Genomic DNA, 3,853 nt, shown 5'->3' with positions numbered 1-3,853 from the left:
TCGTCCAACGCCGCCGCAATCTTTCCAGGCAACTGCTCGTCCAACACTTCGGTCAGGACACGCCGCAGCATCTGCTCGTCCACGGGGGCTCTCACTCCTCAGCACTGTTTGCCTCCACCGTCGCGCCATCCTGACCCCAGTATACGTCGGCCGAAAAGCGGTTGAACAGGCCCGCTTTGTCCGAATCCGATAACGCTTTGTGAAGCCTACCGCTGCTGGCTCTCTCCGGTCTTGGTCAACGCCTGCAGCCGCGCCAACACGTCGCCCAGCTGTTTCAGGTCCTTGCCAGCCGCCTCGTAGTCGCCTTTCGCGGTGTCCTCCGTATACCGCTGGAACCACTGGTTGGCCTGCTGCGCCAGGCTGGCCGCGTCTCCGCCACCCGTGGCAGGGCCCGCCCCGCCAATGGCCGATTCGCCCGCGTTCATGCCAGCGCCCGTGCCGGCACCGGCTCCTTCGGCGCCCTGCGCGGCCCCGGTCCCCTGCCCGGCGCCTGCTCCCGCGCCGCTTGTTCCACCGGCGGCGGATGTGCCCGTCCCGGCTCCACCGGGCGCGTTCGGCTGCGGCGTGTTGGGCGAAACGGCGGAGAGCAGGCTGTCGATGGCCGAGGCGAGCGACGTGCCCATGTACACCTGTTTGTTATAGTCCACAATCACCCGCTCCAGCTGCGGCAGCGAGTTTTCCCGGCTGGCCACCAGGTACACCGGCTCGATGTACAACAGCGAATCGCCAACCGGCACCAGCAGCAGGTCCCCGCGCACCACGTGCGATCCCTGCTGGTTCCACAGACTCAGCTGCTGGGAAATGGTCGGGTCCGAGTCAATCTGGTTCTCCGCCTGCAACGGACCAAACTGCAGCTGCGCCTGCGGGAACTGATACAGCGTCAGCCGGCCGTAGCTCCCCGGGTCGTTGTGCGCAATCAACCAGCCGTTCAGGTTGTCCTTGCCGTTGGGCGTGAACAGGGCGCTCAGGACAAAGTGCGGCGCAGTCTCGCCGGGCATGCGAATCATCTGGTACACGGGCGGCCGGGTGGTGGTCTCGTTCTGGTGGTAGATCTGCTTGGCCAGCTGCCATTGGTCCTCCCGGTTGTAAAAGGCGGAGGCATCGGTCATGTGGTAGCGGGTCAGCGCCTCCGCCTGCGCGGCGAACAGATCCTGTGGGTAGCGGAAATGGGCGCGCACATCCGCCGGCACCTGGGTCTTGAACAGGCCCGGGTAGACGCGCATCAGGCTTTGCAGGAGCGGATCGCGCGTGTCAATGGCATAGAACGTCACCTGCCACGTGCAATTTGGATTAGACAACACCAAGTTTCTGAGCGTGTCAATGGCATAGAACGTCACCTGCCCCGTGTACGCGTCCATCACCACCTTGACCGAGTTGCGGAGGTAATCGGCCCCCATGAACGGCTGCGCGTAGGGGATGTTGTCGGTCTCGGTATAGGCGTCGAGCATCCAGAGGATGTGGCCGCGGCTGTCGACAAACGGGAAGGCGTCATGGTCATAGCGCAAGAACGGCGCGATGTCCTGCACCCGCTTGTAGATATTGCGGTCAAACAGCCATTCCGACTTGTCGGTCAGTTGGTCGCTGGTGAAAAACCGGAGCGTCCCCTGCTTGATGGTCAAAAGCAGCCGGTTGCCGTTGATGGGCAGGCCGTACCCGCCCCGGTAATGGGACGACTTGTCGGACGATCCGACCGGATAATCAAACTCGGGCTGCTTCGACGGAGCAATCACGTTCTGCCCGCGCAGGCCGAAGTAGAACTGCGGCCGGGTGATCTTCGGAAACGGCGCCGTGGTGGTCTGCGGTGTGTTGCCGGCAAGGATGGTGGGCAGGCCGTCCTGGTCAAACTGGTTGACCGGGCTCGCCGCCAGGCCGTAGCCGTGCGTGTAGACCAGTGTCGTGTTGACCCAGGTCTTGACCGGCAACTGGGACGAATCCAGTTCCCGGGCGGCCACGTACACCTCGTGCCCGTCGTACCTGTCCACGGTCGCCTTGGCGAAGGTGAAGTAGCTCTTGAAGCTCTGCAGCTGGTTGTAGATGCTGGTGGTCTGCCCCTGGTCGTTGACGCGGACGTTGTCGAGCGCGTTTTTGTCCTTCTCCACCGCCGCCTTGGTCAGGGTCGCGGCCGCTTGAAACGGTTTGGCGTCCACCTGCTCGATGTTCAGGCCGTAACGGGTGGCGGAGATGGTGTCCTGGATGTAGGGCAGCTCGGCCGTGCTCTGGTTGGGGTGGACGTACAGGCCGTTGACCAGCGCGGAAACAATCCAAGTGAACACGTAGCCGCCGACGGTCAGGGCGCCGGCCTGCACGACTCGCCGCCACACCCGGCCGGCGGGGCGCACAAACCCGTCTTCGCTGGGCAGCACCTGGTCCACCCGCCAGGCGGCGACCGCCAGCGCCAGCGCCAACGCCAGCAGGGTCAGGGCGTGGAACCAGGTGAACACCGGGATCACCAGGCGGGCGTTGACAAAGTCGGGGCCGTAGACGAACGACTGATTGCCGCCGGCCAGCATCAGCCCGTAGCGCTGGAGAGCCGCCAGGGCGGCGAGCACGACAAAGATGACCGAAAGCAACGCCAACAGTACCCGCGCCTGTCCGCGCACCGACACCTCCACCTTGTCGCTCGCGCGCGTGACGACGTACTGGCGCAGCCACAACACCGCCAGGCAGGCGGCGCGGGCGGCCGCAAACAGGGCCAGCGTCCCCACCAGCCGCCCCAGCATCGCCTCCAGCAGCGGCCAGACGTACACGTAAAATGAGTAGTCAAGGTGATGGAGCGGATCGGCCCGGCCGAAGGACGCGTGGGAGAAGGCCAAGTACCAGTCGGTCGGGTTGATGGAACCCATGCCGTACCCGATTGCCCAGCCGATAAGGACCGCCGCGGTGCCCATCAACCGCGTGCCCCAGCGCGGCCACAGCCGCATCAGCGGCCGCAGCGCCCACAGCCCCAGCATGGCATACAGGGCGGCCCCGCCGTATCGGGCGCCGAGCGTCAGCCACATGTTCTTCGCGTACACTGCGCCGTAGCCCAGCGCCTCGTGCAGCCGATACTGATACAGTTTATCCAGCCCCACATTCAACACCACAACCAACACAACCAAAACAAGTAGCACCCATGGCCAACGCCGCCGGCGCGGCTTTGCTGCCATCACCCATCCCCCTTGAATCCGTGCCGCATCTCGCGAATCTCAGTAGAGCATCGATTGCGCTTATTTTAACACGCATCGTGTGGCGGGGGTATGAGCAGGAGGGTTCGGAGGAGGTCAAGTCAAAATCAGCTTTGAACGCGGGAGGCCATCGATTCGGGCAGGCCTTCAACCATAATTCTCAATGTCTCGTTTAAATCCCGGGTCGCGTGTAGAGTTGTGAAACGCTCAGCTGCCAGACGGAGAAATCCGTATGCGCGACCTGCGTCACCCTTCGATAACTCGATCTGCCCCATGACTCGACAGAGTCTTCCGTGCTGGAACGATGCACCGTAATCGTGGACGAAGTCCATCCCTGCCAAACAGTGCCTTTCCGCCTGGGCGACGTCCCCTTGATTCAGATACAGTAAGGCAATTTCTTCTTCAACGGAGGCCATGGAGACTGGATCGTTCGTCTGGTCAAAAATGAAGTATGCCCGCTTTAAGTGGCTCAGTGCTCCCTCCGTCTGGTTCAGATCACGAAGAAGAATTCCGATGTCAAGCTCGATTTTTCCAAGATAATAATTACTATTTTGAAGACTTATCTCGTGTAAGTCCTCCATGAATGACAACGCCTTTTCGATCTGCCCAGTCATCTTTAGAGAACAGGCGAAACCCACACCTGCCTTGAGACGAATTTTAGGGTTTGTTTCTGAAGTACAGCTTTCAAA

Annotated in this window: 2 protein-coding genes; both read right to left on the bottom strand. The window is 62.1% G+C overall.

Annotation, left to right across the window (positions count from 1 at the left end; all coding sequences use genetic code 11):
* Window positions 1–206 precede the first annotated feature (206 nt).
* The gene (locus ASH01S_RS08115; RefSeq protein ID WP_067926294.1) at window positions 207–3,146 is read right to left on the bottom strand and encodes a UPF0182 family protein; all 2,940 of its coding nucleotides are present in this window, start codon (window positions 3,144–3,146) and stop codon (window positions 207–209) included.
* Window positions 3,147–3,271: 125 nt separating this feature from the next.
* The coding region (locus tag ASH01S_RS18845; RefSeq protein WP_169794206.1) for a tetratricopeptide repeat protein at window positions 3,272–3,853 on the bottom strand (582 nt) is incomplete at its 5' end.

The sequence above is a fragment of the Alicyclobacillus shizuokensis NBRC 103103 genome (assembly GCF_001552255.1).
Classification (GTDB): domain Bacteria; phylum Bacillota; class Bacilli; order Alicyclobacillales; family Alicyclobacillaceae; genus Alicyclobacillus_G; species Alicyclobacillus_G shizuokensis.
Note: the sequence above shows the minus strand (reverse complement) of the source record. Positions and strands in the feature narration are given on the sequence as shown.